The 21,268-nt window shown below is 71.6% G+C and carries 16 protein-coding genes; 7 read left to right on the top strand and 9 right to left on the bottom strand.

Annotation, left to right across the window (positions count from 1 at the left end):
- Positions 1–154: 154 nt before the first annotated feature.
- Complete coding sequence (locus ACFYRX_RS31370) at positions 155–898, top strand: DUF6227 family protein (protein WP_389106872.1); 744 nt, start codon at positions 155–157, stop codon at positions 896–898.
- A 65-nt stretch (positions 899–963) separates the two neighbouring features.
- On the opposite strand, the gene ACFYRX_RS31365 is transcribed toward ACFYRX_RS31370, so the two are convergent.
- From ACFYRX_RS31365 to ACFYRX_RS31345, 5 genes are all read right to left on the bottom strand, one after another.
- Positions 964–1,221 carry a hypothetical protein gene (locus ACFYRX_RS31365; protein ID WP_389106869.1) on the bottom strand — a complete coding sequence of 86 codons (258 nt, stop codon included), beginning with the start codon at positions 1,219–1,221 and terminating at the stop codon, positions 964–966.
- 98 nt (positions 1,222–1,319) lie between these two features.
- The gene (locus ACFYRX_RS31360) at positions 1,320–3,365 is read right to left on the bottom strand and encodes a fructose-specific PTS transporter subunit EIIC (protein ID WP_389106867.1); all 2,046 of its coding nucleotides are present in this window, start codon (positions 3,363–3,365) and stop codon (positions 1,320–1,322) included.
- Positions 3,366–3,549: 184 nt separating this feature from the next.
- Entirely contained in the window at positions 3,550–4,497 is a 948-nt protein-coding gene (pfkB, locus tag ACFYRX_RS31355) for a 1-phosphofructokinase (protein WP_389106864.1), read from the bottom strand.
- 12 nt (positions 4,498–4,509) lie between these two features.
- Positions 4,510–5,271: a DeoR/GlpR family DNA-binding transcription regulator gene (locus ACFYRX_RS31350; protein ID WP_389106861.1), complete on the bottom strand. Its 762-nt coding sequence runs from the start codon at positions 5,269–5,271 to the stop codon at positions 4,510–4,512.
- Between the two features lie 188 nt (positions 5,272–5,459).
- Complete coding sequence (locus ACFYRX_RS31345; RefSeq protein ID WP_389106859.1) at positions 5,460–6,995, bottom strand: MFS transporter; 1,536 nt, start codon at positions 6,993–6,995, stop codon at positions 5,460–5,462.
- A 62-nt stretch (positions 6,996–7,057) separates the two neighbouring features.
- Between ACFYRX_RS31345 and ACFYRX_RS31340 the strand changes: the two genes are divergently transcribed.
- The gene (locus tag ACFYRX_RS31340; RefSeq protein ID WP_389106940.1) at positions 7,058–8,044 is read left to right on the top strand and encodes a helix-turn-helix transcriptional regulator; all 987 of its coding nucleotides are present in this window, start codon (positions 7,058–7,060) and stop codon (positions 8,042–8,044) included.
- A 697-nt stretch (positions 8,045–8,741) separates the two neighbouring features.
- Here ACFYRX_RS31340 and ACFYRX_RS31335 read toward each other — a convergent pair.
- Positions 8,742–9,740, bottom strand: a complete 999-nt coding sequence (locus ACFYRX_RS31335; RefSeq protein ID WP_389106856.1) for an RNA polymerase sigma factor RpoD/SigA — start codon at positions 9,738–9,740, stop codon at positions 8,742–8,744.
- 195 nt (positions 9,741–9,935) lie between these two features.
- Between ACFYRX_RS31335 and ACFYRX_RS31330 the strand changes: the two genes are divergently transcribed.
- Entirely contained in the window at positions 9,936–10,466 is a 531-nt protein-coding gene (locus ACFYRX_RS31330; protein ID WP_389106853.1) for a GNAT family N-acetyltransferase, read from the top strand.
- Between the two features lie 48 nt (positions 10,467–10,514).
- Here ACFYRX_RS31330 and ACFYRX_RS31325 read toward each other — a convergent pair whose 3' ends face one another.
- Positions 10,515–11,306 carry a dioxygenase gene (locus ACFYRX_RS31325; protein ID WP_389106851.1) on the bottom strand — a complete coding sequence of 264 codons (792 nt, stop codon included), beginning with the start codon at positions 11,304–11,306 and terminating at the stop codon, positions 10,515–10,517.
- A gap of 136 nt (positions 11,307–11,442) precedes the next feature.
- On the opposite strand from ACFYRX_RS31325, the gene ACFYRX_RS31320 reads away from it, so the two are divergent.
- On the top strand, positions 11,443–11,958 hold the full coding sequence (locus ACFYRX_RS31320; protein ID WP_389106848.1) for a MarR family winged helix-turn-helix transcriptional regulator: 516 nt from the start codon (positions 11,443–11,445) through the stop codon (positions 11,956–11,958).
- Between the two features lie 107 nt (positions 11,959–12,065).
- Here the strand turns inward: ACFYRX_RS31320 and ACFYRX_RS31315 are convergent, their stop codons facing one another.
- Positions 12,066–13,607, bottom strand: coding sequence for an MFS transporter (locus ACFYRX_RS31315; RefSeq protein WP_389106846.1), 1,542 nt, complete (start codon positions 13,605–13,607; stop codon positions 12,066–12,068).
- A gap of 119 nt (positions 13,608–13,726) precedes the next feature.
- On the bottom strand, positions 13,727–14,365 hold the full coding sequence (locus ACFYRX_RS31310) for a TetR/AcrR family transcriptional regulator (RefSeq protein WP_389106843.1): 639 nt from the start codon (positions 14,363–14,365) through the stop codon (positions 13,727–13,729).
- Between the two features lie 248 nt (positions 14,366–14,613).
- On the opposite strand from ACFYRX_RS31310, the gene ACFYRX_RS31305 reads away from it, so the two are divergent.
- The 3 genes from ACFYRX_RS31305 (at position 14,614) to ACFYRX_RS31295 (ending at position 21,148) form a co-directional block, all read left to right on the top strand.
- Complete coding sequence (locus ACFYRX_RS31305; RefSeq protein ID WP_389106840.1) at positions 14,614–15,894, top strand: M6 family metalloprotease domain-containing protein; 1,281 nt, start codon at positions 14,614–14,616, stop codon at positions 15,892–15,894.
- Between the two features lie 104 nt (positions 15,895–15,998).
- On the top strand, positions 15,999–17,585 hold the full coding sequence (locus tag ACFYRX_RS31300; protein ID WP_389106837.1) for a helix-turn-helix domain-containing protein: 1,587 nt from the start codon (positions 15,999–16,001) through the stop codon (positions 17,583–17,585).
- 152 nt (positions 17,586–17,737) lie between these two features.
- Entirely contained in the window at positions 17,738–21,148 is a 3,411-nt protein-coding gene (locus ACFYRX_RS31295; RefSeq protein WP_389106836.1) for a S8 family serine peptidase, read from the top strand.
- Positions 21,149–21,268: the final 120 nt, after the last annotated feature.

The following is a 21,268-nucleotide window of genomic DNA, read 5'->3' as shown; positions in this document are numbered from 1 at the left end:
GGGCCTTTTGACGGATCGTCGGGTCGCGTGGGAACTTCCTGCGCGGCCCGGGAGTTTTCCGGGCGTACGTTTTCTCGGTTCCCGGACATGATGTCCGACCGAGGGGCTACGGTATGCACCCACAAGGTGACATGCAGCAACGCCGGGAGAAACCTTGAGCGTTCCGTACGAGACGGCAGCGTACGAACCACCCGAGTCGCCCGAGTCTCCGGAGGAGCACCTCGCGCGACTCCTCGGTCGTGCCCTGAACTCCTTCGAACTGCCCGACGAGACGATACGACGGCTCGACTGCGCGCTGGCGTACGACAGTTCGCTGCACTCCGCGCACCACAGCGCGGGGCTGCACCGCGAGACGTACCGGCACACGTGGCTGCTCGACGACGGCTCGGCGCTCACTCTGTGGGAGCTCGTCCACAACACGGCACGGGACAGCGTCCCGCAGCACGAGGTGTACGTCGACGAGGAAGAGCTGCGGGCGGCGACCGCGCGACTGCCCTTACCGCCCGACACACCTGACTTCGAGCTGCCGGTGACGGTGCAGCTCACGCCGGTGCGCCCGCCGCGCCCCGCCTACGTCCCCGACGACTCCGCGGACCACGCGCGTCGGCTCCTGCGCCGCGCGGAGAACGCGGACCGGCCGGGCCACGAGACGGCCGCCCTGCTGACCGAGGCGGTCGCGCACCAGATCACGCAGGCGTTCGGGCGCCCGTGCCGGGCGGGGAGCGCCGGGCTGGGCTTCTCGCTGTACGAGCACGCGTTCCTGCTGCACGACGGTACGGAGATCTCCCTGTGGGAGGTCGAGCACACGGCGACGCCCGACGGACGGCACATGTGCGAGGTGTACGTCAGCGAGGACGCGGCCCGAGAGGCGATGGAGCGGCGCGCGCGGGTCTCCTGAGCGAGCGCCTGCCCCCGACTGCACCCCCGCCCGGCCACCCCCACCCGACCACCCCCGGTGAAGTGTCAGCGACCGGTGACGAGTTGTCGTACGAGATGCGCGAACGCGTCCTTCTCCGCCGTTGTCAGCTCGACGGTCTCCAGATGGGGACCGTCCCGGCGCTGGTGCGGGAGCGCGGGCAGGGAGCGGGCGGCGGCTCGCCAGACGGTGGCCTCGAAGCGCCCGCGGCGCAGCATGAGGACCAGACCGGCCGACCAGGCGAGGGTCACCAGGACGAGCAGGGTCATCGCCAGCAACTGGTAGACGGAGACGTGCTCAGGCATGCGGTCCAGTAGACACCACGGTCCGGGACTTCGGCCCCGGACCGTGACGTATCTCGCAGGTGCCGTGAACGACTCACAGCCGCCCAAAGGGGCAGGGACTACGCGGCGACCGGCTGCTTCCGCTCGGTCGTCGCGGCGTCGGCCTGCTCCGTCGCCGCGGGGGCCGTGGTCCCCGGCGCCGGCTTGCGCGTGCTCTTCAGGACGATCACCAGCGCGGTCGTGACGCACACGCCCGCCGCGATGGCGATCAGGTAGAGGAACGGGCTGCCGATCAGCGGGACCACGAAGATGCCGCCGTGCGGGGCCCGCAGGGTGGCGCCGAAGGCCATCGACAGGGCGCCGGTGACCGCGCCGCCCGCCATCGAGGCCGGGATGACGCGGAGCGGGTCCGCCGCGGCGAACGGGATCGCGCCCTCGGAGATGAAGGAGGCGCCCAGGACCCAGGCGGCCTTGCCGTTCTCGCGCTCGGTCTCGGTGAAGAGCTTCTTGCGGACGGTGGTCGCCAGTGCCATGCCCAGCGGTGGGACCATGCCCGCGGCCATCACGGCGGCCATGACCTTCATCGCGGAGTCGCTCGGGTCCTGCACGGCGATTCCGGCGGTGGCGAAGGCGTACGCGACCTTGTTGACCGGGCCGCCGAGGTCGAAGCACATCATCAGGCCGAGGAGGACGCCGAGCAGGATCGCGTTGGTGCCGGAGAGGCCGTTGAGCCAGTCCGTCATGCCCTTCTGGGCCTCGGCGATGGGCTTGCCGATCACCACGAACATCAGGAAGCCGACGACCAGCGAGGAGATCAGCGGGATCACCACCACCGGCATGATGCCGCGCAGCACCGGTGGGATCCTGATCCGCTGGATCGAGAGGACCACGGCACCCGCGAGCAGACCGGCGACCAGGCCGCCGAGGAAGCCCGCGGCGATGTTGGAGGCGATCATGCCGCCGACGAAGCCGGGGACGAGACCGGGGCGGTCCGCCATGCCGTAGGCGATGTATCCGGCGAGGACCGGGATCAGGAACCCGAAGGCGACCTGGCCGATCTGGAACAGCAGGGCGCCCCAGCTGTCGATCTCGGTCCAGGAGAAGTGCTTCATGACCGAGGGCGCGCTCGCGATCTGCCAGCCGCCGATCGCGAACCCGAGGGCGAGCAGCAGACCGCCCGCGGCGACGAACGGGACCATGTAACTCACGCCGGTCATCAGCCACTTGCGGAGCTTGGTGCCGTAGCTGTCGCCGGACTCGCCGGCCCGCTCGACCGGCGTCCCCCCGCCCGCGGCGGCACCCGCCGTCACCTCGCCGCGCTCGGCCTTCCCGCGCACCTGGGTGATCAGCTCGGCGGGCCGGTTGATGCCCGCCTTCACGCCGACGTCGACGGTGGGCTTCCCGGCGAAGCGGTCCTTGTCGCGTACGGGGACGTCGTGCGCGAAGATCACGCCGTCCGCCGCCGCGATGACCGCCGGGTCGAGCCGGTCGAAGCCGGCCGAGCCCTGCGTCTCGACGACGAGTTCGACGCCCGCCTCGCGGCCCGCGTTCTCCAGGGACTCGGCCGCCATGTAGGTGTGGGCGATGCCGGTCGGGCAGGAGGTGACGGCGACGATCCGGAAGGGGGCCGCCGGAACGTCGGGAGTGGTGTCCGCCGTTGCGGCATCGGCGGAGGCCGCCGCCGATGCCGCAACGGGGTCTTCGGTGGCGCCTTCCGCCGGCGCCTCGTCTCCCCGGATCAGCGCCGCCGCGCTCGCCGCGTCCCCCGCCGACCGCAGGGCGTCCGTGAACTCGGTGTTCATCAGCTGCCGTGCGAGCGAGGACAGGATCGTCAGATGGGCGTCGTCCGCGCCGGCCGGTGCGGCGATGAGGAAGATCAGGTCGGCGGGGCCGTCCGCAGCACCGAAGTCGATGCCGGCGGCGCTGCGGCCGAAGCCGAGGGTGGGCTCGGTGACGTGTTCGCTGCGGCAGTGCGGGATGCCGATGCCGCCGTCGAGGCCGGTCGGCATCTGCGCCTCGCGGGCGGCCACGTCGGCGAGGAAGCCCTCCAGGTCGGTCACCCGGCCCAGGGCCACCATGCGCTCGGCGAGGGCACGCGCCGCCGCTTCCTTGGTTTCGGCGGACAGGTCGAGGTCGACCAGGTCCGCGGTGATCATGTCGCTCATCGCGGGCTCCTTCGCACGCGTATCGCCCGGGGAGTGCAGTGGGCGGGAGGAGTGGGGACGGGGGTGATGCGGTGGGGTGTTGCGGAGGCGGGGACGGGAAAGGCGGGTAACGGGGAGCCGCGCCGCTCCGGCGCCGTTCCGCACGACGGGTGGGCCGGGGCCGTTCCGCCCGGCGGGTGGGCCGTCATGTCACCGGCTCCTTCAGTACGCGGTCCACCGGCACCTCGGCCGTGACGGTCACCGCGGACGGGTTCAGGTCGTCCGGGGTCGGCATCACGCTGCCGGGCAGCTGGACGGCCGCCGCGCCGTGGGCGACCGCGGAGGCGAGGGCGTCGGGGCCGCTGCCGCCGGCGATCAGGAAACCGGCGAGGGAGGAGTCACCGGCGCCGACGTTGCTGCGTACGGCGTCGACGTGCGCGCTGCCGAACCAGGCACCCGTGCCGTCGACGAGCAGCTGTCCGTCGGCGCCCAGGCTGGCGAGTACGGCGCGGGCGCCCATCTCGCGCAGTTCCTCGGCGGCCTTCACGGCGTCGCCGACCGTGGCGAGGGGGCGTCCGACGGCCTCCGCGAGTTCCTCGGCGTTGGGCTTCACCACGTCGGGCCGTTCCCGCAGGGCCTCCAGGAGCGCGCGTCCCGAGGTGTCCAGCGCGATCCGCGCTCCCCCGGCGTGCGCCCGCGCGACCACCTCGGCGTACCAGGACGGCGCGAGCCCCCGGGGCAGACTCCCGCAGCACGCGATCCACGCGGCGTCGCGCGACTGCTCGCGCACGGTCTCCAGGAGCAACTCCTGCTCGTGGGCCGACAGTTCGGGCCCCGGTGCGTTGATCTTCGTGAGCACCCCGTCCGACTCCGCGAGGGCGATGTTCGACCGGGTCGCTCCGGCGACCGGCACTGGTGCGACCTCGATGCCCTGCGCGTCGAGCAGATCGGCCACGAGTGCTCCCGGCGCACCGCCGAGCGGCAGGACGGCGACCGTGCGCTGCCCGGCGGCGGCGACGGCACGCGAGACGTTGACGCCCTTGCCACCGGGGTCCATGCGTTCACCGGTGGCACGGATGACCTCGCCGCGCTCCAGGGACGGGACCTCGTACGTACGGTCCAGGGACGGGTTCGGGGTGACGGTGAGGATCATGCGCACTCGTTCCTAGACACACAGCACTTCCGTGCCGCCGCGCTCGATGGCGGCGGCGTCTTCGGGGCTCAGCCCGCTGTCGGTGATCAGCAGGTCCACGTCGCTCAGGTCGCCGAAGCGGGCGAAGTGTTCCTGGCCGTGCTTGGCGGAGTCGGCGAGCAGGACCACGCGGCGGGCCGCGCCGATCGCCGCGCGCTTGACCGCGGCCTCGGCGAGGTCGGGGGTGGTGAGACCGTGCTCGGCGGAGAAGCCGTTGGCCGCCACGAAGAGGACGTCGGCCCGGATCTCGCCGTACGCCCGCAGCGCCCAGGCGTCGACGGCCGCGCGCGTACGGTGCCGTACGCGCCCTCCGACGAGGTGGAGCTGGATGCCGGGGTGGTCCGCGAGACGGGCCGCGATCGGCAGGCTGTGCGTGACGACGGTGAGCGAGGCCTCCAGCGGTACGGCGGCGGCCAGGCGGGCGACGGTCGTACCGGCGTCGAGGATCAGGGTGCCGTCGGTGGGCAGTTCCGCGAGGGCCGCCTTGGCGATGTGGTCCTTCTCGTCGGCCGCGGTCGTCTCGCGCTCGGCGAGGTCCGGCTCGAAGTCGAGGCGCCCGGCCGGGATGGCCCCGCCGTGCACCCGGCGCAGCAGGCCCGCGCGGTCGAGGGCCTTCAGGTCACGGCGGATCGTCTCCGCCGTGACCTGGAACTCCTCGGCCAGCGAGACGACGTCCACCCGCCCGCCGTCACGCGCGAGCCGGAGGATCTCCTGCTGCCGCTCCGGTGCGTACATGTCCGTTCGCCTCCGACCTGTGCCCGAACGTGTGGTTTCAGTCGGAGGCTACGCCTGGATTTCCAGGAAGTAAACAGGTTCGGGCATGGTTCGGGCATGAACGGACTTCCGGCGGCGCCGGGACGCGACATTCGGACACGACAGGAGGGCCCGGCATCTCGAAAGATGCCGGGCCCGGGGTGCGGAGGTCACACCGGCTGCGGCTCACGCTCCTCCGCCGCCACCGGAAGCTCCGAGGCTCCCTCGGCACCCTCCACATGCTGCGCGGGCCGCTTCGGCAGTGCGAACATCAGCAGGAAGATGACGGCCATCACCGCGGCGACCCACCCGAGTGCGTGCTGGAAGGCGTCCACGAAGGCCGGTCCCAGGTCGGCGGGCCGCACGTCGTCCGGGACGACTCCGAAGAACACGACCGACACCAGGCCGAGCCCGAGCGCGTTGCCCATCTGCTGCACGGTGTTGATGAGCCCCGACGCCGAACCGGCGTGTTCGCGCGGTACCTCCGAGAGCACGGCGTCCGTCAGCGGGGCGACGATGAGGCCCATGCCCACGCCCATCACGACCAGCGGCAACGCCATCTGCCAGGAGCTGATCCCCATGCCGTACCGGTGGGCCTCCCACAGGTAGAGCAGCACGCCCACCGCCATCAGCAGCGCGCCGGCCTGGAGCACCTTGCGTCCGAAGCGCGGGACGAGCTGCTGCACCGAGAGACCCGCGGCCGTGGAGACGGCGAGGGAGAACGGCACCCCGGTCAGTCCCGCCCGCAGCGGGCTCCAGCCCAGGCCGGTCTGCATGTACAGCGTCCACACCAGGAAGAAGATGCCGAGGCCGACACCGAACACGGTCTGCACGGCGATGCCGGCGGCGAAGCTCTTCACCTTGAACAGGGACAGCTCGACCAGCGGTGACCCGTCCCGCGCGGCCTTCCGCTTCTCGTAGGCCACCAGCGCGGCGAAGACGAGGGGGGCGGCGGCCATCGACATGTTCCCCCACACCGGCCAGTCCAGTTCCTCGCCGCGGGTCAGCGGATAGAGCAGCATCAGCAGCCCCAGCACCACCAGGCCCACGCCCACCAGGTCCAGCTTCAGCGCCCGCGGCGCCTTGGACTCGGTGATGAAACGGCTGCCGAGGATCAGCCCCGCGATGCCTACCGGCAGGTTGATGAGGAAGATCGGCCGCCATTCGAGTCCGAACAGGTTCCACTCGGTCAGCAGCGCGCCGAGGAGCGGTCCGGACACCGCGCCGAGCCCGACCACGGCGCCGAACAGTCCGAACACCTTGCCCCGCTCGTGCGCCGGGAACGTCGCGTGCACGATCGACAGCACCTGCGGGACCATCAACGCCGCCATGCCGCCCTGCAGGATCCGGGCCGCGACCAGCACCTCGGGGTTCGCGGCGAGGCCGCACAGCGCGGAGGCGAGGGTGAAGCCGCCGATCCCGACGAGGAACAGCCGCTTGCGCCCGTGGATGTCACCGAGCCGCCCGCCCGTGATCAGTCCGGCGGCGAAGGCGAGGGCGTAACCGGCGGTGATCCACTGGATCTGGCTGACGGAGGCGCCCGAGTCCTGCCGGATCGACGGGATGGCGATGTTGACGATCGTGACGTCGACGAGGTCCATGAAGGCCGCGGTCATCACGATGGCTAGGGCGAACCAACGACGCCGGTCGCCTGCGGCGGGTTCTGCACCGGGGGTGCCCGAAAGGGTGGTCTCGCTTGAGGTCATGCCGTAAAGCTAGGACCCCATTAGGTCAGATCGTGTCCTACTCCTACGGCATCCTCGAACCCATGACGACGGACACCCCGGCACGGCTCCTGACGCTCCTCTCCCTCCTCCAGACACCCCGCGAATGGCCCGGCGGCGAGCTCGCCGACCGCCTCCAGGTCTCCCGCCGCACGGTCCGCCGGGACATCGACCGGCTGCGCGAACTGGGTTATCCCGTGCAGGCGACCAAGGGGTCGGACGGCGGCTACCGGCTCGTCGCGGGCAAGGCCATGCCCCCGCTGGTCCTCGACGACGAGGAGGCCGTGGCCATCGCGGTCGGGCTGCGGGCGGGAGCGGGGCACGCGGTCGAGGGCATGGACGAGGCGTCCGTACGGGCGCTGGCGAAACTGGAGCAGGTCCTGCCCTCCCGGCTGCGGCACCGGGTGTCCACCCTCCAGGCCGCGACGACTCCGCTGCTCAGTGGGGACGGGGCGAGCATCGCGACGGAGACGCTGACGGTGATGGCGTCCACGGTGGCCGGGCACGAGCGGCTCCGGTTCGGCTACCGGGCGCGCGACGGCGCCGAGTCGCGACGCGTCGTGGAGCCGTACCGTCTGGTCTCCACCGGGCAGCGGTGGTACCTCGTCGCCTACGACCTCGATCGCGGCGACTGGCGGACCTTCCGGGTCGACCGGGTGAACGACCCCTTCGCCACCGGGGCACGGTTCGCTCCGCGGGAGCTGCCGACGGGGAGTGCGGCGGAGTATCTGCGGCAGTCCATGTACCGGCGGCAGGAGACGTACGAGGTCGTCGTGACGTTCGAGGCCGATGCGACGGTGGTGGGTGCGCGGGTGCCGGCGTGGATGGGGGTGCCGGAGTCTCTCGGGGAGGGGCGGTGCCGGTTGCGGGCGACTGTGGGGGACGCGGTGGAGTGGATGGCGGTGCGGTTGGCCATGACGGGGGTGGAGTTCACCGTGCGGGAGCCTGCGGCGCTTGTGGCGGCTGTGCGGGAGTTGGGGGGGCGGTTGCTGCGGTCCGCGTCCGCGGGGGCGGTTGAGCCGGGCGCGTGAGGTTGTGCCGGGCCGGGGGGTTCGGCGGCTGCCGGCCGGTGGGGGGTTGTTGCGCCGTTCCCCGCGCCCCTCAAGGGAGTTGGACGGCTGACGGCCGGTGGGGGGGGTGTTGCGCCGTTCCCCGCGCCCCTCAAGGGAGTTGGACGGCTGACGGCCGGTGGGGGGTTGTTGCGCCGTTCCCCGCGCCCCTCAAGGGAGTTGGGCGGCTGACGGCCGGTGGGGGGTTGTTGCGCAGTTCCCCGCGCCCCTCAAGGGAGTTGGGCGGCTGGCGGCCGGTGGGGGCTGGTCGCGCCGTTCCCCGCGCCCCTCAAGGGAGTTGGGCGGCTGTCGGCCGGTGGGGGCTGGTCGCGCCGTTCCCCGCGGCCCTGAAGGGAGCCGTGGGGGTTGTGGGCGTGTGACAGAATCTGGGGTCCGGCAGGGCACCCCGTGGTTCAGGTACGGGGTGACCTGCCGTTCCGCTGTGCGGTCCTGTACGGGTGGAGCCGGACCCCGGCGCCCAGGGGGGGGTGGGGCGCCGAAGTCCGGCTCGGGGAGAGTCCCGGCGCGGGGGGGGTTGCGTCGGGACTTGGTTCAGGCGGGGCCGGGACCCGAACATCTGGACCCTGAAGTCTTGTGCCCAGAGTCCGGCGGGTTAAAGCGGCCTCCTACAGCCATGTTTGCGCTGTCTTTCGCCACCCGGCGTACGCGGGGCACGGGCTCACGCCGCCGCGTCGAACCCGGTGTCGCGCGCCAGCTTCTTCAGCTCCATCAGGGCGTGCTTCTCGATCTGCCGGATCCGCTCGCGGGTGAGGCCGTGCTCCTTGCCGACCTCGGTCAGCGTGCGCTCGCGGCCGTCGTCGATGCCGTACCGCATCTTGATGATGGAGGCCGTGCGCTGGTCGAGCCGTCCGATCAGGTCGTCCAGTTCCTCGCTGCGCAGCAGGGTCAGGACGGACTGCTCGGGCGAGACCGCCGACGTGTCCTCGAGGAGGTCGCCGAACTGCGTGTCGCCGTCGTCGTCGATCGACATGTTCAGGGAGACCGGGTCGCGGGCCCAGTCCAGGACGTCCGTCACGCGCGCCGCGTTGGACTCGAGCTCGGCGGCGATCTCCGCGGGCTCGGGGTCGCGGCCGTGCTCGCGGTTGAACTCGCGCTGCACGCGGCGGATGCGGCCCAGCTCCTCCACGAGGTGGACGGGCAGCCGGATGGTGCGGGACTGGTCGGCGATGGAGCGGGTGATGGCCTGACGGATCCACCAGGTCGCGTACGTCGAGAACTTGAAGCCCTTGCGGTAGTCGAACTTCTCGACCGCGCGCACCAGGCCGGCGTTCCCCTCCTGGATCAGGTCGAGGAGCGGCAGGCCGCTGCGGGGGTACCGGCGGGCCACGGCGACGACCAGGCGGAGGTTGGAGCGGATGAACACGTCCTTGGCGCGCTCACTCTCCTCCACCAGGGCCTCCAGCTCTTCGCGGCTGGCGTCGGCCTTGGCTTCCTCGAACCCGTCGAGGACCTGGCGGGCGAACACACCCGCCTCGATGATCTGGGACAGCTCGACTTCCTTGGCGGCGTCGAGCAGCGGCGTACGCGCGATCTCGTCGAGGTACATGCCGACCAGGTCGCGGTCGGCGATCTCGCCGCCATGGACGCGAACACTGCGTGCCGCGTCGGTAGACCCGCCGGTGGCGGACTTACGACGGGCGACGGCACGGGTTGCCATGCGTGCTCCCTTGCGATGGTGTGCGGTCAGCGGGTGGTGCTTCGGACGCCGGTCCCCGTCTCCGGTTGCTTCCGGACTCTCCTCGGGTGCCCTGCATCCGTTGGAAACAACGACTGGAAACCGGACAGAATTCCCGGCGCATCCCCCTATTTTTCTGATCTTGCAGTACCCTGTGCCGCCACAAGAGGGGGTCCGATGCCGTCGGAACGTACAGAGGTGCAGGTCAGACCGGGAGTCGAGGCTGACCTCGTCGCCCTCACCGACATCTACAACCACTATGTACGTGAGACTGCCATCACATTCGACACCGTCGTCCTCACTCCCGAGGAGCGCCGCCCCTGGCTGCTCTCCCACCCTGAAGACGGCCCGTACCGGCTGATGGTTGCCACGGCCGCGGACCCGACAGGAACCTCACAGGAGATCCTCGGTTACGCCACGTCCAGCCCGTTCCGCGCCAAACCCGCGTACGTGACCTCGGTGGAGGTCTCCGCCTACCTCGCCCCGCACGCGGGCGGCCGCGGGGTCGGCACGCTGCTCTACGAAGCGCTGTTCGCGGCGCTCTCCGGGGAGGACCTGCATCGCGCCTACGCGGGCATCGCCCAGCCCAACGAAGCGTCCACGCGGCTGCATGAACGCTTCGGGTTCCGGCATGTCGGCACGTACGGGGAAGTGGGCCGGAAGTTCGGCCGCTACTGGGACGTGGCCTGGTACGAGAAGGACCTGTAGGCCCGCCCGTACGAAAAGCCACGGAAAGCCACGGACAGCCGGAAAGGCTCAGCCGAACTGCACCGACCGCTTCGCCATCCCCAGCCAGAACCCGTCGATGACGGACTTCTGCGCGTCCAGCTCACCGGTCACGTCGGCCGCGCCCATGGTGACGAAGAGGGGCGCGAAGTGCTCGGTGCGCGGGTGGGCGTAGCGCCCGGCGGGGGCCTTGTGCAGGAAGTCGAGGAGGGAGTCCACATCGCGCGCCTCCAGGGCCCGGCGGCCCCAGTCGTCGAACTCCGAGGACCAGGTGGGCACTCCGGGGCCGGTGTGGCGCAGGGCGGCGAGGTTGTGGGTGAAGAAGCCGGAGCCGACGATCAGGACGCCCTCGTCGCGCAGGGGGGCGAGTTTGCGGCCGATCTCCATGAGCCGGACCGGGTCGAGGGTCGGCATGGAGACCTGGAGGACCGGGATGTCGGCCTCGGGGAACATCTCGACCAGGGGGACGTAGGCACCGTGGTCCAGTCCGCGGTCGGGGACGTCCTGCACGGGGATGCCGGGGGCGCGCAGCAGCTTGCGCACGGACTCGGCGAGTTCGGGAGCGCCGGGAGCGTCGTACGTCACCTTGTAGTAGTGCTCGGGGAAGCCCCAGAAGTCGTAGACCAGCGGGACGGGCTGTACCGCGCCGAGGGCGAGGGGGGCCTCCTCCCAGTGGGCGGAGACCATGAGGATGGCCTTGGGGCGGGGCAGGTCCGCGGACCAGGCGGCGAGCTCACCGGGCCAGATCGGGTCGTCGGCGAGCGGCGGGGCGCCGTGGCTCAGGTAGAGGGCGGGCATGCGCTCCTGCGTGTCGACGGACATTGCGGGGACTCCTCCAGTACTTGCGGTACGTGCGGTACGTACGATGCGGCACAGTGTTTCAAATTTAAAGCTTTCTGATCCGACTGTACGCCTCATTTGTTTAAGCTTCAAGGAGAGAGCTCGTAGAGTGGAGTACATGAACACGGCATCCGTCCCCGTCCCCGATGAAGAGCCGCAGTGGCTCGACGACGAAGAGCAGCGCGTCTGGCGCTTCTACGTGCACGCCACGACCCTCCTCGAGGATCACCTCGACCGCCAGCTCCAACGGGACGCCGGCATGCCGCACATCTACTACGGGCTGCTCGTCGCGCTCGCCGACGCCCCGCAACGGCGGCTGCGGATGACCGAGCTGGCCATGAAGGCGAAGATCACCCGGTCCCGGCTCTCGCACGCCATCGCCCGTCTGGAGCGCAACGGCTGGGTGCGGCGGGAGGACTGCACGGACGACAGGCGCGGCCAGTTCGCGGTGCTCACGGATCCGGGCCTGGAAATGCTGCGGGGCGCCGCGCCGGGCCATGTGAGGGCCGTGCGCAACGCCGTCTTCGACCGGTTGTCCCCGGAACAGCAGAAGTCCCTCGGCGAGATCATGCAGATCGTCGCCGAGGGACTCCAGCCGAACGAAGCGGGTGCGGACCTGCCCTGGCTCCGCTGAGCCGTTCACTCAGCGAGGCCGGGCCAGGTCCCGGTGGCGTACGTACGGAGCGTCCCCGTCCCCGTACGTACGCGGTTCCCGAAGGGGTACCGGCGGGGCGGTCGCCGTCAGTGGGCGACGACCGGGATCGCCAGCTCCTGCTCGGCGCCCTCCCCGGATCCGGTCACGGTGGTCGTGTCCGGGCGGCCGGCGTTGACGAGGACCGAGACGATGACCGAGGCCAGCACCAGCATGCCGACGGCGAACCAGATCGCGTTGGTGTAGCCGTGCACCTGGCCCTCCAGGGCCACCAGCTGCTGCTGCGACTTGGAGGTCGCGGAGCCGATGTGGTCCTTGATGTACGAGGTCGTGGCCGACGCGGCGATCGTGTTCAGCAGGGCCGTACCGATCGCGCCGCCCACCTGCTGCGAGGTGTTGACCATCGCGGAGGCGACACCGGCGTCCCGGGGCTCGACGCCCAGGGTGGCCAGGGACATGGCCGGCATGAACGCCGTACCCATGCCGAGACCGAGCAGCAGCATGGCGGGCAGGATCGTCGAGGCGTACGACGAGCCGATCTCCAGCTGCGTCATCAGCAGCATGCCGACCGCGGCGACCAGGAAGCCGGGGCCCATCAGCAGACGGGCCGGCAGGCGGGTCATCAGGCGGGTGCCGATCTGGGTCGAGCCGACCATCATGCCGACGATCATCGGCATGAAGGCGAAGCCGGTCTTGATCGGCGTGAAGCCCTTCACGATCTGCAGGTAGTAGGTGAGGAACAGGAAGGTGCCGAACATCGCGATGATCGCGATGCCGAGCGAGAGGTAGATCCCGCCGCGGTTGCGGTCGGTGACCACGCGCAGCGGCAGCAGCGGGGCCTTGACCCTGGCCTCGGTGATGACGAAGGCGACGAGCAGGACCGCCGAGGCGACGAACATGCCGACCGTCGTGGAGTCGCCCCAGCCGTTGGACTCGGCGCGGGTGAAGCCGTAGACCAGCGCGACCAGGCCGAGGGTGGAGAGCAGGACGCCGGGGATGTCGAGCGGGTTGCGGTTGCGGCCGCCCTCCGGCTCACGGATGACGAAGTACGCGCCGAGCGCGGCGACGATCGCGAACGGGATGTTCACGAAGAAGGTCCAGCGCCAGTCCATGTACTCGGTCAGCACGCCACCGAGGATGAAGCCGACGGCGCCGCCGCCACCGGCGATCGCGCCGTAGATGCCGAACGCCTTGGCGCGCTCCTTGGCGTCCGTGAACATCACGGCGAGCAGGGAGAGCGCGGCGGGCGCGAGGAGGGCACCGAAGGCGCCCTGGAGGGCGCGGGCGCCGAACATCATCGCCTCGTTGGTGGCCGCGCCGCCGAGCGCGGAGGCGCCGGCGAAGCCGATCAGGCCGACGACGAAGGCGTTCTTGCGGCCCCACAGGTCGGCTATGCGGCCGCCGAAGAGCAGGAGACCGCCGAAGGCGAGGGCGTAGGCCGTGACGACCCACTGCCGGTTGCCGTCGGAGATGCCGAGGTCGGTCTGGGCGGACGGGAGCGCGATGTTCACGATGGTGGCGTCGAGGACGACCATCAGCTGGGCGAGCGCGATGAAGATGAGCGCCTTCCAGCGGTTGGCGTCACCGGACACGGCCGGTGCGCCGGTAGCCTTTGCGGCTGTTTCAGACATGGGGATACCCACTTCGGGACTTCGGAACGGAAAAGTGCGTGGAACGGGGACAGTCCGTCATCGGTGACGGCTGGTGAAAGACGTGACTAGAGACTGCTCTGACGCTCTGAACTCATCGGTCAGGCCTGGCGGAGGTCCTCCAAGGTCAGCGCCGCGCCCGGCAGCACGGACGGGGCCGGGGCCCGCAGTCCGTCCAGGAACAGCTGAAGGTGGCGGTGCACGAACCCGTCGAGGGTGAGGCAGCCGGTGCCGGCCGGGGGCCGGGACAACTGCGACACCACGACCATCAGGTCGCCGACGCTCACGTCCGCACGGAGCTGACCGGCCGTCCTTGCCCGGTCCATGAGCTGCTCGACGAGCTGCTCGATCCGTTCGCGTGAGGCCACGAGATCGGGGTGGTACTGGTCGAAGGTGCTCTGGAGCATCGGGCACAGCGCGCTGACCCGCTCGTCGGCGGAGGTGTGCACGAAGCGCTCCAGGGCACCGAAGGCGTCCCCGGTCTCCGCGAGTGCCAGCTCGGCCGCTTCGGACGTCCGGTCCAGGACGGAGCAGACGACCTCGCGGACGAGCGCCTCGCGGTCGGGGAAGTTGCGGTACACCGTGGCGTTGCCGACGCCGGCCCGGCGGGCGATGTCGTCGAGCGGCACGTCGGGGCCGAACTCGGTGAACATCTCACGGGCGGCGGTGGCGATCCGCTCCCGGTTGCGCAGGGCGTCGGCGCGGGGGGCCTTTCGCTGCACAGGGAGGGCGGTCTGCACGGTGTGCTCCTCGGTTGACGGGTGATCCGGGGATTCGTTCCCCGTTTCGCTCGGACACTGGTCTAAACGGGGAGACGCTCCCCGGTTATTTCGGGTTGAGGAGAAAAGGTGATGTGACCTGAGTCACATGGTTTGCGGTACCCACGTTCGGTCTCCTCCAGCGCGCGTCCACCCCGCCCCCGGCAGAGGGTGATCGAAAAGGTGCAGCCCTTCCGACCAGCGGCTGCCGCGCTCCGAAGGGTGCCCGCATGCCGTGGACCAGCCGTCGCATACGCCCGCGCCGCGTGGCCGCCCTCGCGTCCGTGACGGCTCTGACCCTCGCCCTCAGCACCTCCGCCGGCACCGGACACCTCGTCACGGGAACCCCGACCGCGGCCGGCCCGGTCGCCCTGGCCCGCTCCGACGGCCACGGCGCCTGTCTGATCCGCGGCGGCCCGACCGTCCAGATGTCCGAGGGCCTGCCCACACCCGGCGGCTACTCCCGCTCCACCGGCACCGTCCACGCCCTGACCCTGATGGTCGACTTCTCCGACGCACCCGGCTCCGGCAGCGCGCTGGACCGCTTCCACGAGTTCTTCCCGCAGACCCAGGACTGGTTCCGCACGAGTTCCTACGGCCGTCTCGACTACCGCCCCGAGACCCCGATCACCGACTGGCTGCGCATGCCGAGGTCCTTCAGGTCCTACGGCATAGAGCGCGGCGCCCCCTTCGACCCGGGCTACCGCCGCCTGGTGCAGGACATCGTGGCCACCGCCGACCCCCAGGTGGACTTCCGGTCCTACGACTTCCTGAACGTGCTGATCACCCCGAACGCCGGTCCGTCCGCCCTCGACACCGTCCTGTCGGTGACCTTCGCCGGCAACACCGACGCCCCCGTCGCCGACGGCGTGCCCGTCGCCAACACCTCGTTCGTCTACTCCCGCCAGGACGACGGCTCCGGCTCCTACCCGCGGACCGGCTACCGGGTCCTGCCCCACGAGAACGGCCACGTCTTCGGCCTGCCCGACCTCTACACCCAGGCGGGCGGGGGCGCGGTGGGCCACTGGGACATCATGAGCGAGGACTGGGGCGCCGACAACGACCTGCTCGGCTGGCACAAGTGGAAGCTGGGCTGGCTGGACGCGACGCAGGTCGACTGCGTGACGGAGCGCGGGACCTCGGAGTACACGCTGACCCCGCTGGCCCGGTCCGGCCCCGGCACGAAGCTCCTCTTCGTCCCGCTCGGCAACCGCACCGGCTACGCCGTCGAACTGCGCACCCGCGAGGGCAACGACGAGACGGTGTGCCGGCCCGGGGTCCTCGTCTACAAGGTCGACGCGGGCGTGGACACCGGGCAGGGGCCGGTACGGGTGTACGACTCGCAGCGCGACAGCGGCGGCTGCACGCGCAGCCCCAACGTCCACGCGGAACTCTCGGACGCGCCGTTCACGGCCGGGGAGGAGTTCCGGGATCCGGTCAGGGGGATCCTGGTGCGGGTGACGGGGGCGGACACGGAGGGGAACTACCGGGTCTCGGTCACACGGGGTTAGCCGCGGGAACCGGGTCCTGGTGACCCGGACTGAGGCGGCCGGGCGGGCCGGGGCCACGGCTCGGACTACCGTAGGCGTGCCCAGACCGCCGTACCGGAGAACCGATGCCCGCTGATACGACCACCTCCCCGGTGGTGCCCGAGCCCGTCGTGCCCGACGAGGCGGTCGCCCCGCTGATCCGGGGGGTCAGGGTGCTGCGGGAGCTGACCGAGGCGGGCGGGACGCTGAGCCCGAGCGGCCTCGAGCGGGCGACGGGCCTGGCGCGTTCCACCGTCGACCGCATCACCTCGACGCTGGCACGCATGGGATACGTCCGTCTCGACGGCCGGGACGCGGTGACGACCCCCCGGCTCATGGAACTCGGCAACGCCTATCTCGCCGCCCTGCGGCTGCCGGCGCTGCTGTCCGGGCGGGCCGACGCGCTCGCCGACGAGCTGGACGAGTCGGTGTCGCTGGCGGTCGCCGACCGGGACGGCATCCGCTTCATCCACCAGGCCACCCGCCGCCGCGCGATGTCCCTCAGCTTCCGCATCGGCGACCTGCTCCCCGCCGAACGCACCGCGCCGGGGCCCCTGTTCGCGTCCGAGTGGACCGACGGGGACTGGCGGGTCTGGCGCGAGCGCCGGGCGGCGGACCCTCAGGACCGGGGCTTTCCGGCCGTACCGCATCGGGAACTCCCTTCCCCGGACGCGGAGTTCGAGCGGCAGGCGGAGCGGGCGGGACGGGACGGCTGGGCGCTGGACGACCAGTTGATCGAGCCGGGCCTTGTCGCGGTCTCGGTGCCCGTACGGGATCCGCGCACCGGCCGGATCGCCTGTGTGGCGAACGTCGTGAGCCACACCAGCCGGCACACCGCGACGGATCTGCGCGACACCCTGCTGCCCCGGCTGCGGGCGACGGTGGCGGAGATGGAACGCGAGCTGGCGTCCGCCCCGGAGCCGGACCCGGGGCCGCCCCCCGCGAACCTCGCCTCCTGGATCGGCGCGTCCAAGAGCGAACTGGGCCGGGACTTCATCGAGTCCCTCGCGCGGGGCCTCACCGTCCTGACGGCGTTCGGGGAGGGCCGGGCCGCGCTGACCCTGACGGACGTGGCGCGGGCGACGGGACTGGCGCGGGCGACGGCCCGCCGGGCCCTGATCACCTACGAACACCTGGGCCTGGTCCGCCAGCACCCGGAGTCCCGGACCTTCACCCTGACCCCGAGGGTGCTGTCCCTGGGCTTCCCGCCCCTCTCCCGCACCTCCCTCCCCCGCATCGCGACACCGCACCTGGCCGACCTGTCGGCGCGGGTGGGCGAGTCGACGGCACTGGCGGTCCTGGTGTCCTCGGGGCCGACCGCGGAGATCCAGTACACGGCACGGGCGATGTCCCCGCGGATCATGAGCGTGGACATCAGGGTGGGCACCCGGCTGCCGGCCGCGGCGACCTCCCTGGGCCGGGTCCTGCTGTCGGACACCGAGGCGTACGCCCTGCTCGACGAGGAGTGGGAGGACGGCCTGCGCACCCTCGCCGTCCCCCTGCGCGACCGTACGGGCCGGGTGGTCGCCGCCGTGAACGTGGCCCTGCACGCGGCGGGCCGCACGCCCGGGGAATGCCTCGGCGAACTCCTCCCCGAACTGCGCCTGACGGCGGGCCGCATCGAGACGGAACTCCGGGCGGCGGGCCACTTCACGAAGGTCGCGCTTCTCTGACGACGTCCGCGTCTCTTTCTCATTTTTCAGTGCCCGTGACGGGCTACTGACCAATTCCCCGCGGCCCGAGACTCGGTTCCGGCCGTCGGCAATCCCCCTCGTCGACGTGCCCGGGAACCATCCACCGACCCACGGGGAAGCGAGACCTCACCTTGCTGAACAAGCACAGCCGGACCGGCAGAAGTGCCGCGTACGGGATACCCGCGCTGCTGGCCGTCGCCGGGCTCACCGCCGGCGCCGCCGTCACCCCCGCCGCGGCCGACGCGTCCGCCGCGGCACCGGGCAGTTCGCTCCGGGCCACCGCCCAGGTGACGCTGCTGACCGGTGACACCGTCGGCGTCGACAGCCAGGGCCGGCTCACCGGCGTCCGGCCGGGCAGGGGCCGCGGCGGCATCGGCTACTCGGTGCAGAGCTTCAACGGCCACACCTACGTCATCCCCCGGGACGCGGTCCGGCTGCTGGCCCGCGGGAAGCTGGACCGACGGCTCTTCGACGTCACGGAACTGGTCAAGGACAAGTACGACGACGCCCACCGCGAGCAGCTGCCGCTGATCGTCGCCTACAAGGGCAGCGCCGGGACCCGGGCCGCCGCCCGGAGCACCCTTGCGGCCGACACCGACCCGGTGCTGGATCTGCCCGCCGTCCACGGCGAGGCGGTCACCGCCGACAAGCCGGACACCGCCAAGGTGTGGCAGGCCCTGACCGAGCCCGCGGACCGGGGCAGCACCGTGACGACCGCACCCGGCATCGACCACGTCTGGCTGGACGGGCAGGTCCGTACGACCGCGGAGACCGCAGCCGGTGCTCCCGCCGCCGGTGCCCCCGATCCCAAGGGCGGGGTCGCTCAGATCGGTGCCCCCTCCGCCTGGAAGGCCGGTTACGACGGCAAGGGCGTGAAGGTCGCCGTCCTGGACACCGGGGTCGACGCCACCCACCCGGACCTCAAGGACCGGATCCTCAAGGCGAAGGACTTCTCCGGCTCCGGTTCCACCGACGACAAGGTGGGACACGGCACCCATGTCGCCTCCACCGTCGTCGGCTCGGGAGCGGAGAGCGACGGCAAGTACATGGGGGTGGCGCCGGGCGCGCGGCTCCTCGTCGGCAAGGTGCTCGACGACACCGGCGCCGGAGACGACTCGGCGATCATCGCCGGGATGCAGTGGGCCGTGGCCCAGGGCGCCAAGGTCGTCAGCATGAGCCTGGGCTCCACCGACACCACCGGGACGGACCCGATGGAGAAGGCCGTGAACGATCTGTCGGCCTCCTCGCACGCCCTCTTCGTGATCGCCGCGGGCAACGAGGGACCGTCCGACACGACCGTCGACTCCCCGGGCTCGGCCGCCTCCGCCCTGACCGTCGCCGCGGTGGACGGCAACGACGAGCTCGCCTCCTTCTCCAGCCGCGGCCCGACCGCGGACGGCACGCTGAAGCCGGACATCGCCGCGCCCGGCGTCGACACCGTCGCCGCGGAGGCCGTCCACGGCGCCCTCGGCGAGGAGGTCGCACCCGGCTACGTGACGATGTCGGGCACCTCCATGGCCACCCCGCACACCGCGGGCGCCGCCGCGATCCTCGCCCAGGAGCACCCCGACTGGACCGGCGACCGCGTCAAGGCCGCGCTGACGGCCTCCGCGAAGCCGCTGACCGGCACCACCGCCTACGAGACCGGCGCGGGCCGCGTCGACCTGACCCGGGCGACCGGCACCGGGGTCACCACCGAGCCGTCCTCCGTCGACCTCGGCACGGCCGCCTGGCCGCACACCGACGACAAGCCGGTGAACCGCACGCTCACCTACCGCAACGCGGGCACCCGGCCCGTCACCCTCGACCTGACCACCGCCGGCGCCGGCCCCGACGGCAAGAGCGCGCCCACGGGCATGTTCACCGTCTCCCCGGCCCGGCTCACCGTCCCGGCCGGCGGCACCGCCCAGGCCACGGCCACCGCCGATCCCCGCCTCGGCAGCGCCGACGGTGCCTACTCGGGCGCGGTCACCGCGAGCGGCGGCGGGCAGAGCACGCGCACCGCACTGGGCGTCGTCCGGGCGGGAGAGTCGTACAAGCTGAAGCTGACGGTCACCCGCCGCGACGGCAAGCGCGACGACGCTCCCAGTCTCACCGTGGCGAACCTGGACACCGGCAGGCAGTACACGCCCTTCGACGACGGCAGGAACCACCCCGGCGGCACGGCCACCGTGCGGTTGCCCAAGGGGCACTACGTGATCGACGCCCAGAGCATCGACGACACGGGACGCGAGGCCCTGATGGTGGCGCCGCGCCTGGTGCTCGACCATGACACCTCGCTCGCCCTCGACGGGCGCAGGACCAAGCCGGTGAAGGTCACCGCCCCCGACCGCAGGGCGAAGCTGCGCGACGCGCAGGTCCTCTTCGCGGCCCGTGGCGCCAAGTCGGCCTACGACTACGTCGGCGGAACCACCGTCGACAGCACCACCTACCTCGGTCAGATCGGCTCCGGTGCGCTGGCCGGTTCCTTCGTCACCCAGCTCGGCGGGATGTGGCAGCGCACGGCCACCTCGCCGGTGTACGACCTGGTCAGCACCCGTAAGGGCGGCTACCTCAACGGTCTGACCCGCACGTTCGCCTCCACGAAGGGCATGGCCAAGGTGACCGCCTCGGTCGCCACCGCGCTGTCCCGGGCCGAGACCGCTCCCCAGGCGGACTGGTCCTACGCGGGCTGGCCGCAGCTCGGCCGGGCCTCCCTCGGGGTGACGGGCGTGCTGCGTGCGGCGCCGACCGCCTCGCTCGTGCAGTACCTGAGCGCCGACCGCGGTCTGAACTGGTCCCTGGGTGCCCGGATCGCCAACGGCATGCACAACGAGGACGCGGTCTCCGCGCTCACCGCGCGCCGCTTCGCACCGAACCGGGCCTACCGGGTCGCGTTCGGCGGCGGCGTCGCCGGACCGGCTGTCGGGGCGAGCATCGGGGCCGTGCGGTCCGGCGGCTACTACAACGTGTGCGTGCCGATGTTCGCGGACGGCGCGGGGAACTTCGGCTACTTCCCCAGGACCGAGATCACCACCCGGCTGACCACCGGCTCCCGGGTCATCGGTTCCTCCACGGAGGACACCTGCCCGATCACGTACGGCCGCCTGCTCGCCCAGAAGACCCGCTACCGGCTGTCCATCAGCGCGGACCGCGGTGCGGACGTCAAGGTCAGCGACCGGGTCGACGCGGTGTGGACCTTCACCTCCGCCGACGCGGGCGGGACCACGGCCGTGCACTTCCCGCTCTCCGTGGTCCGCTTCCACCCGAAGCTGAGCCTGACCGCCACCGCCAAGTCGGGCGCCCGCCTCACCGTGCCGCTCACCCTCCAGGGTCCGGCCGCGGCCAAGGGGCACCTGAAGTCGCTGACCGTGAGCGTGTCGTACGACGGCGGGCACACCTTCAGGTCCGCGGCCGTGCACACCGACCGCACCGGCAAGCGGTACCTGACCCTCACCCACCCGAAGAAGGCCGGCACGGTCACCCTCCGGGCCTCCCTGTCCGACACCGACGGCAACACCTACACCGGCACCGTCCACAACGCGTACCGCACGGTGCGCTGACCCCGGCATCGAGGTGGCCCCCCCCCCCCGGGGGGGGGGCCCCCGAGTGGCCCAAAAAGGGGGGGGGTGGCCAGCGAACGAGCCAAAAAAGAGCAATGGGGGGGCGGGGGTAGGGTGGGG

The organism is Streptomyces sp. NPDC005374 (assembly GCF_042872225.1).
Classification (GTDB): Bacteria; Actinomycetota; Actinomycetes; order Streptomycetales; family Streptomycetaceae; genus Streptomyces.
Note: the sequence above shows the minus strand (reverse complement) of the source record. Positions and strands in the feature narration are given on the sequence as shown.

Excerpts from the sequence above, each read along its gene's own strand:
- ACFYRX_RS31365 (WP_389106869.1), bottom strand. The coding sequence starts at position 1,221 with ATGCCTGAGCACGTCTCCGTCTACCAGTTGCTGGCGATGACCCTGCTC.
- ACFYRX_RS31360 (WP_389106867.1), bottom strand. The coding sequence starts at position 3,365 with ATGAGCGACATGATCACCGCGGACCTGGTCGACCTCGACCTGTCCGCC.
- pfkB (WP_389106864.1), bottom strand. The coding sequence starts at position 4,497 with ATGATCCTCACCGTCACCCCGAACCCGTCCCTGGACCGTACGTACGAG.
- ACFYRX_RS31350 (WP_389106861.1), bottom strand. The coding sequence starts at position 5,271 with ATGTACGCACCGGAGCGGCAGCAGGAGATCCTCCGGCTCGCGCGTGAC.
- ACFYRX_RS31345 (WP_389106859.1), bottom strand. The coding sequence starts at position 6,995 with ATGACCTCAAGCGAGACCACCCTTTCGGGCACCCCCGGTGCAGAACCC.
- ACFYRX_RS31340 (WP_389106940.1), top strand. The coding sequence starts at position 7,058 with ATGACGACGGACACCCCGGCACGGCTCCTGACGCTCCTCTCCCTCCTC.
- ACFYRX_RS31335 (WP_389106856.1), bottom strand. The coding sequence starts at position 9,740 with ATGGCAACCCGTGCCGTCGCCCGTCGTAAGTCCGCCACCGGCGGGTCT.
- ACFYRX_RS31330 (WP_389106853.1), top strand. The coding sequence starts at position 9,936 with ATGCCGTCGGAACGTACAGAGGTGCAGGTCAGACCGGGAGTCGAGGCT.
- ACFYRX_RS31325 (WP_389106851.1), bottom strand. The coding sequence starts at position 11,306 with ATGTCCGTCGACACGCAGGAGCGCATGCCCGCCCTCTACCTGAGCCAC.
- ACFYRX_RS31320 (WP_389106848.1), top strand. The coding sequence starts at position 11,443 with ATGAACACGGCATCCGTCCCCGTCCCCGATGAAGAGCCGCAGTGGCTC.
- ACFYRX_RS31315 (WP_389106846.1), bottom strand. The coding sequence starts at position 13,607 with ATGTCTGAAACAGCCGCAAAGGCTACCGGCGCACCGGCCGTGTCCGGT.
- ACFYRX_RS31305 (WP_389106840.1), top strand. The coding sequence starts at position 14,614 with ATGCCGTGGACCAGCCGTCGCATACGCCCGCGCCGCGTGGCCGCCCTC.
- ACFYRX_RS31300 (WP_389106837.1), top strand. The coding sequence starts at position 15,999 with ATGCCCGCTGATACGACCACCTCCCCGGTGGTGCCCGAGCCCGTCGTG.